At 65.1% G+C, this 7,774-nt stretch carries 5 protein-coding genes and 1 pseudogene; 3 read left to right on the top strand and 3 right to left on the bottom strand.

Annotated features, from left to right (window positions below; all coding sequences use genetic code 11):
- Nucleotides 1–4,125: DNA-directed RNA polymerase subunit beta (gene rpoB, locus DM995_RS10210; protein WP_232824290.1), on the bottom strand; the 4,125-nt coding region annotated here is incomplete at its 3' end.
- 270 nt (nucleotides 4,126–4,395) lie between these two features.
- Here rpoB and DM995_RS10215 point away from each other — a divergent pair.
- Nucleotides 4,396–4,936 (top strand): annotated as a pseudogene (locus DM995_RS10215) (YoaK family protein).
- A 1-nt stretch (nucleotide 4,937) separates the two neighbouring features.
- Here DM995_RS10215 and DM995_RS10220 read toward each other — a convergent pair.
- Nucleotides 4,938–5,480, bottom strand: a complete 543-nt coding sequence (locus DM995_RS10220) for a phosphatase PAP2 family protein (protein WP_232824297.1) — start codon at nucleotides 5,478–5,480, stop codon at nucleotides 4,938–4,940.
- A gap of 222 nt (nucleotides 5,481–5,702) precedes the next feature.
- Between DM995_RS10220 and DM995_RS10225 the strand changes: the two genes are divergently transcribed.
- Nucleotides 5,703–6,236: a hypothetical protein gene (locus DM995_RS10225; protein ID WP_157973158.1), complete on the top strand. Its 534-nt coding sequence runs from the start codon at nucleotides 5,703–5,705 to the stop codon at nucleotides 6,234–6,236.
- 75 nt (nucleotides 6,237–6,311) lie between these two features.
- Here DM995_RS10225 and DM995_RS10230 read toward each other — a convergent pair whose 3' ends face one another.
- On the bottom strand, nucleotides 6,312–7,433 hold the full coding sequence (locus DM995_RS10230) for an NADH:flavin oxidoreductase/NADH oxidase (protein WP_116969355.1): 1,122 nt from the start codon (nucleotides 7,431–7,433) through the stop codon (nucleotides 6,312–6,314).
- A gap of 90 nt (nucleotides 7,434–7,523) precedes the next feature.
- Here DM995_RS10230 and DM995_RS10235 point away from each other — a divergent pair.
- Nucleotides 7,524–7,774: ArsR/SmtB family transcription factor (locus DM995_RS10235; RefSeq protein ID WP_157973285.1), on the top strand; the 251-nt coding region annotated here is incomplete at its 3' end.

The raw sequence follows: 7,774 nt of genomic DNA on the forward strand, positions 1-7,774 counted from the left end.
GTCGGTCGTCTTCAACTCGACGTTCAGGCCGAGCGAGCGCATTTCCTTCACCAGCACGTTGAAGCTCTCGGGGATGCCGGCCTCGAACGTGTCGTCACCCTTGACGATCGCCTCATAGACCTTGGTGCGGCCGACCACGTCGTCGGACTTCACCGTCAGCATTTCCTGCAGCGTATAGGCCGCGCCATAGGCCTGGAGCGCCCACACCTCCATTTCCCCGAAGCGCTGGCCACCGAACTGGGCCTTGCCGCCCAGCGGCTGCTGGGTGACCAGGCTGTACGGCCCGATCGAACGCGCGTGGATCTTGTCGTCGACCAGGTGGTGCAGCTTGAGCATGTAGATATAGCCCACGGTCACCTTGCGGTCGAACTTGTCGCCGGTACGGCCGTCGTACAGATCGACCTGGCCCGACGGGTCGAGACCCGCCCGCTCCAGCATCCGCGACACGTCCGCCTCGCGCGCGCCGTCGAACACCGGGGTGCCCATCGGAACGCCGTTGCGCAGCAGACCAGCCAGCTCGACCACGCCTTCGTCCGACCGGTTGTCGATCTCGGCATGATATTCGGGGCCATAGACGTATTTCAGCTTCTCGCGCACGGCATCGGGCGGCGGGCCCGCTTCCGGGTTCGGATTGGCCTCGCGCCATTCGTCCAGAGCCTTCGAGATCTGCTGACCCAGACCGCGCGCGGCCCAGCCCAGATGGGTTTCGAAGATCTGACCGACGTTCATGCGGCTCGGCACACCCAGCGGGTTGAGCACGAAATCGACATGAGTGCCGTCTTCGAGGAACGGCATGTCCTCAATCGGCAGGATGCGGCTGATAATCCCCTTGTTGCCGTGGCGTCCGGCCATCTTGTCGCCCGGCTGCAGCTTGCGCTTCACCGCGACGAACACCTTGACCATCTTGAGCACGCCCGGAGCCAGCTCGTCGCCGCGCTCCAGCTTCTCGCGGCGGTCGTCGAACTTCTCGGTGATGCGGGTCACGGCCTCGTCATACTGGGCCTTGACCGCTTCGAGATCGGCCTGGACCGCATCGTCCTCGACCGCGAACTTCCACCACAGGTGCTTCTCGACCTCGTCGAGCAGCGCCTCGTCGATGGCGACACCCTTCTTCACGCCCTTGGGCGCAGCCGATGCGACCTGGCCGACCAGCATTTCGCGCAGGCGGTTATAGGTGGCACGGTTGAGAATGGCGCGCTCGTCCTCGCGGTCCTTGGTCAGACGCTCGATTTCCTCGCGTTCGATCGCCAGCGCACGCTCGTCCTTGTCGATGCCGTGACGGTTGAACACGCGCACCTCGACCACGGTGCCCGATACGCCCGGCGACAGACGCAGCGAGGTATCACGCACGTCGCTCGCCTTTTCGCCGAAGATCGCGCGCAGCAGCTTTTCTTCCGGGGTCATCGGGCTTTCGCCCTTGGGCGTGATCTTGCCGACCAGGATGTCGCCCGGATGCACTTCCGCACCGATATAGACGATACCCGCCTCGTCGAGGTTGCGCAACGCTTCCTCGCCGACATTCGGGATGTCGCGGGTGATGTCCTCGGGGCCGAGCTTGGTATCGCGCGCCATGACCTCGAACTCCTCGATATGGATCGAGGTGAACACGTCATCCTTCACGATGCGTTCGCTGATGAGGATCGAGTCCTCGTAGTTGTAACCGTTCCAGGGCATGAACGCGACGAGCGCGTTGCGGCCCAGCGCCAGCTCGCCCAGATCGGTCGACGGACCGTCGGCGATGATGTCGCCCTCGGCAATCACGTCGCCCACCTTCACCAGCGGACGCTGGTTGATGCAGGTGTTCTGGTTCGAGCGCTGGAACTTCATCAGCGTGTAGATGTCGACGCCCGACTTGCCCGAATCCACCGAACCGGTGGCGCGGATCACGATACGGGTCGCATCAACCTGATCGACGATGCCGGCGCGCTTGGCGGCGATCGCGGCGCCCGAATCGCGCGCCACGGTCTCTTCCATGCCGGTGCCGACGAACGGCGCTTCGGCGCGCACCAGCGGCACGGCCTGACGCTGCATGTTCGATCCCATCAGCGCGCGGTTGGCGTCATCGTTTTCCAGGAACGGAATGAGCGATGCCGCGACCGAGACGAGCTGCTTCGGCGACACGTCCATCAGCGTGATGATGTCGCGCGGTGCCATCAGGAATTCGCCGGCCTGGCGGGCCGAGACGATGTCCTCGGCAAAGCTGCCATCGTCGTTCAGCTCGGCATTCGCCTGCGCGATCGTGTGCTTGGCCTCTTCCATCGCGGAGAGATACACGACCTCGTCGGTCACCTTGCCGTCGATCACCTTGCGATACGGGGTCTCGATGAACCCGTACTTGTTCACGCGGCTGAACGAGGCGAGCGAGTTGATCAGACCGATGTTCGGGCCTTCGGGCGTCTCGATCGGGCAGATACGGCCATAGTGGGTCGGGTGAACGTCGCGGACCTCGAAGCCGGCGCGCTCGCGGGTGAGACCACCCGGGCCAAGCGCCGAGACGCGGCGCTTGTGGGTGACTTCAGCAAGCGGGTTGGTCTGGTCCATGAACTGCGACAGCTGCGACGAGCCGAAGAATTCGCGCACCGCGGCGACCGCCGGCTTGGCGTTGATCAGGTCGTTCGGCATGACGGTCGACACGTCGACCGAGCTCATGCGCTCCTTGACCGCGCGTTCCATGCGCAGCAGGCCGACGCGATACTGGTTTTCCAGCAGCTCGCCCACCGAGCGGACGCGGCGGTTGCCCAGATTGTCGATATCGTCGACTTCGCCCTTGCCGTCCTTGAGATCGACCAGCGTCTTGACGACCGCCAAGATGTCCTCGCGGCGCAGCGTGGTGACGGTGTCCTCGCAATCGAGCTCGAGACGCATGTTGAGCTTGACGCGGCCCACGGCCGAGAGGTCATAACGCTCGGGATCGAAGAACAGGCCTTCGAACAGCGCATCGGCGGTTTCGCGCGTCGGCGGTTCGCCGGGGCGCATGACGCGATAGATCGCATCGAGACCCATGTCGCGGCTGTCGGCCTTGTCGGCCTTCATCGTGTTACGGATCCACGGACCGGTGGTGACATGGTCGATGTCGAGCAGCACCAGCTGGTCGATCCCAGCCTTGTCGAGCTTTTCCAGATTCTCGGCGGTGACCTCGTCGCCCGCTTCGATATAGATTTCGCCGGTCTGCTCGTTGATCAGGTCATAGGCGCTGTAACGACCGAAGATTTCCTCGGTCGGGATCAGCAGGCTGGTCAGGCCATCCTTGGCGGCCTTGGTCGCGGCGCGCGGGGTGATCTTGTCGCCCGCCTTGAACGCGACTTCGCCGGTCGAGGCATCGACGATGTCGAACGCCGGCTTCATGCCGCGCCACTGTTCGGCGACGAACGGGATCTTCCAGCCGCCGGTGCCGCGCTCATAGGTCACGGTCTCGTAGAAATAGTCGAGGATTTCCTCGTCGTTGAGGCCCAGCGCGTACAGCAGCGAGGTGACCGGCAGCTTGCGCTTGCGGTCGATGCGCACGTTGACGATGTCCTTGGCGTCGAATTCGAAATCGAGCCACGAACCGCGATAGGGGATGACGCGCGCTGCGAAGAGATACTTGCCCGACGAATGGGTCTTGCCGCGGTCATGATCGAACAGCACGCCCGGCGAACGGTGCATCTGGCTGACGATCACGCGCTCGGTGCCGTTGATCACGAACGTGCCGTTCGCGGTCATCAGCGGCATGTCGCCCATGTACACGTCCTGCTCCTTGATATCGAGCACGGAGCGGCTTTCGGTCTCGGCATCGACCTCGAACACGATCAGGCGCAGCGTCACCTTCATCGGCGCTGCATAGGTGATGCCGCGCTGACGGCATTCCTCGACATCGTATTTGGGCGATTCGAGTTCATAGTGCACGAAGTCGAGCTCGGCGGTTCCGGCGAAGTCGCGGATCGGGAAAACGCTGCGCAGCGTCTTTTCGAGACCCGAAACATAACCGATCGAGGGATCCGAACGCAGGAACTGTTCGTAGCTCTCGCGCTGGACCTCGATGAGGTTCGGCATTTCGCTGACTTCGTGGATGTCACCGAAGATCTTGCGGATACGCTTCATCGGGGTCGGCTTGGTGGCGGCCGATGCTCGTGCGGAAGTTGCCATAAACGTGTCTTCGCCTTTTCGTGTCTGTCGATTCGCGGCGCACAAAGACGCCAAAAGGCCGCAAGCTCATGGGAAGCCCATGAACCGCAGCCTATCGCGTCAGAATTATCCCGAAGGCTTCCTTCGTTCGGCAGGTCCGCGCAAACCTGTCATGTCTCGAAGCGTCCGGTGTTGGAGCCGGATATAGGCAGCGCTGTTGGACTTGTCAAACCGCTGCGCACTGCCTTGCGACGGGTGACAGCACCCTGCCCCGCGCGCTAAGCGTCGGACATGACACGCTATCAGCGCCATCACTGGCTGCTTGCCGCCGCACTCGCAGGGCTGGCAGGCTTTGTCGATGCCATCGGCTTTCTGGAAACCGGCGGCTTCTTCACCGCCTTCATGTCGGGCAATTCCACGCGGATGGCGGTGGGCGCAGCGGTTGCCGGTAACGGTGCTGCTCGTCGCTGCGCTGCTCGCGCTGGCGGCAGGCCTCGCCATGGCGGGGATGACGATTCCGGCGATCGGCTGCACCCTGCTCGCGATGGGTGCGGAGAACACCGCGTTCCAGCGCGAGGGTCAGGTGAGCATCGGCCTCACCTATATGACGGGCACGCTGGTCAAGCTCGGCCAGGCGCTGGCGCGGGTGCACCAGCGCGAGCATCGCGGCGAATGGCTGCCCTATCTGCTGCTCTGGGCCGGGCTGGTGGCCGGCGCGCTGCTCGGCGCGCTCGCCTTCCAGACATGGGGACTGAGCTCGCTATGGGCCTCGGCAGCGCTAGGACTGGCGCTCGCAGGCATCGCCACCCTGCCCCGGTTCGCGATGGAATAGCTCAGCGCGCCACCCTGAACAGGTACATCGCGGCCAGACTGGCGAGCGCGCCCAATGCGGCGCTGGCGACCACCTGGCTGCTCCAGTGGCCGCCCGCAGCGACCCGGCCCAGGCAACCCGCTACCAGCAGGGCGACGGCGCTCCAGCGCACGATATGCGCTTCCGGCCCGCGACGGCCCATCGAAACCAGAACCAGAGCCGCTGCGGCTGCTCCATAGAAAATGGCGAAGGTCGAGGGCAGGCCCGACGATGCGCTCGCCTGGGCGACATCGACCAGCGCCGGGTCGGGCCGGGGCACGAAGATCAGCATCCTCAGGCCACGCTCCGCCGCCATGGCCAGGCCGATCCCCGCCAGCGTCCCCGCCGCACCGCGCAGCCCCGCCAGCGATGCGGCGAAGATTGCCGCGACCAGCGCGCTGACGACGATAAAGGGCCATGCCGCAGTCGACGACAAGCCTTCGATCCATGGCGACGGCGCCGGGACAAGTGCCTGCAGATGGCGCGTGATGGCCAGATCGAGCGGCAACGGACCCTGTGCCGCCAAGCTCCACCCGCCCAGAGCCAGACCAAGTATCGCAAGTGCAATGGCAGAACTGCGCATGTCGTTCGGGTCCCCGGCAAAGATCAGCACTATCGCTTTAGCAGCAAATCAGGTCAGTCTTGCAGACCTAAAAAATCGTTCTGCCGGTCGGCGCAGTCATTTGACCGGTAATTGGAGCTTGGAGCGTGAACGAATTTCCCGACCCTGCGCGTTTGTTGCGATACCATGACAAACCTATCGCACCCCATTCGCCCGGCAAGGGCCGCGATTGCCGCCGTTCTTGCCCTGACCGCGCCGCCCTCCGAAGTGACAGCGCCACCGCCGGCCCCGACCGAAGGCGATGGCGAGGTCTGGGGCTGGATGGCCGCCTTGCTGGCCGCGCTGGGCATCGGTGGCGGCGCGATCGCGCTGCGCCGCACCCGGACGCGCAAGAGCGCGGCCATGATGGCCGAAGCGCGCGCATCCGACGCCGAATACGAGCGGAGCCTGGCCTCGCCGCATGGGCGTCCGCCTGCGGCACCGGTGATGACGGCGGCGGCGCCCGCTACGGCCAGCTTCGCGCAGCCGGTGATTCATCCCGCGCCCGCACGGCCCGTTGCCCGCTCGGTAAATCCGGACAGCCCGATCGACCATCGTCGTCTCGAAGCGCTGATCGCGCAGCGCCCGAACCGCGACAACCCGTTCAAGACCCGGGCCAATCGCAAACGCCGCGCGCTGTTCCTGATGCGCAACGGCTATGGCATGCAGAGCGCAGCCTGATAATCAGAACGGAACGACACTTGCGCATATCGGGGAGGCGGTCATCCGCCTCCCCTTTTTTTGCTCAATAAGTGGTCACGCCGCGCGGTAGCGGGCAAGCCAGTGCGCATAGGGCGCGGGCAGCGCCCAGCTGGCATTGTCGACGCCGAGTTCGCGCGCGGCCTGATAGGGCCAGTGCGGGTTCTCGAGCAGTGGGCGGCCCATCATCACCAGATCGACATCGCCATCAGCGACCATGCGGTTGGCGTTTTCCGAGTTGCCGATATACCAGCTGGTGGCGTTGGGCAGCCCGGTCTCCTCGCGCACCCGGCGCGCAATCGGCGCCATGAACGCCGGCCCCCAGGGGATTTGCGCGGCGGGGGTCGAAAAACCGATGCTGACATCAATAAAGTCGAGCCCGCGCGCCTTCATGTCGCCGACCAGCGCGATCGATTCCTTCATCGTCTCCTCGTCCTGCCCGTCATATTCGAGCACCCCGAAACGGGCCGAGAGCGGCAGATGCTCGGGCCAAACCGCACGCACCGCCTCGAGCGTCTCGAGCAGGAAACGCCCGCGATTTTCGGCGCTGCCGCCGTATTGGTCGGTGCGCTGGTTCGAGTGGCGCGACCAGAAGCTCTGCGCCAGATAGCCATGCGCGAAATGCAGCATCAGCCATTCGAACCCGGCATCGCGCGCGCGAATCGCCGCAGCGACGAAATCGGCCTTCACCCGCTCGATATCGTCCAGCGTCATCTCGCGCGGGGTGCGGCTGAGGCCACCGCCGAACGCAACCGCCGACGGCGCGATCGGCTCCCAGCCGCGCGGATCGCCCTCGGCGATATGGTCGTCGCCCTCCCAGGGCACATTGGCGCTGGCCTTGCGTCCGGCATGCGCGATCTGGATGCCGGGGACCGCGCCGGCGGCCTTGATCTCGGCGACGATCGGCGCGAGCGCATCGCGCTGTTCGTCGTTCCACAGGCCGAGGCACGCCGGGGTGATCCGGCCTTCGGGCGACACGCCCGAGGCCTCGACCACCACCAGCCCCGCCCCACCGCGCGCGAACGAGACGAGGTGCGAGCGGTGCCAGGCGTTGGCGACGCCATCGGTCGCGGAATACTGGCACATCGGCGAGACCGCGATACGGTTGCGCAACGTCACCGACTTGAGCGTGAACGGGGTGAACAGCGGGGCGTCAGTGCCGGGGTTCGGAAGGGTCATGAGGGGAATGTCCTTGGCTTGGGGATGTTTGATAGTTCGTATATAATCGAACTATAGGAATTACAAGCCCGGCCTGCTATATGGGTGCGCATGAGGAATTATGCGCATCCCGATCTTGCCGACGTCACCATCGAGCACGCGCTGCACGCGCTGAGCGATCCGGTCCGGCTCGACATCGTCCGCCAGCTCGACCGCGCGGGCGAAGCCAGCTGCGCCGCGCTCGACGGCGGCCGCCCGAAATCGAGCATGTCCCACCATTTCCGCGTGCTGCGCTCTGCGGGCCTGGTGCACACGCGCATCGCCGGGGTGCAGCACATGAACACGCTGCGCCGCGAGGAGGT

Origin of the sequence: Blastomonas sp. UPD001 (assembly GCF_003426715.1) — a bacterium.
Taxonomy (GTDB): Bacteria; Pseudomonadota; Alphaproteobacteria; order Sphingomonadales; family Sphingomonadaceae; genus Blastomonas.

Coding starts and splice junctions, on each gene's coding strand:
- DM995_RS10225 (WP_157973158.1), top strand. CDS start 5,703: ATGACAAACCTATCGCACCCCATTCGCCCGGCAAGGGCCGCGATTGCC.
- DM995_RS10230 (WP_116969355.1), bottom strand. CDS start 7,433: ATGACCCTTCCGAACCCCGGCACTGACGCCCCGCTGTTCACCCCGTTC.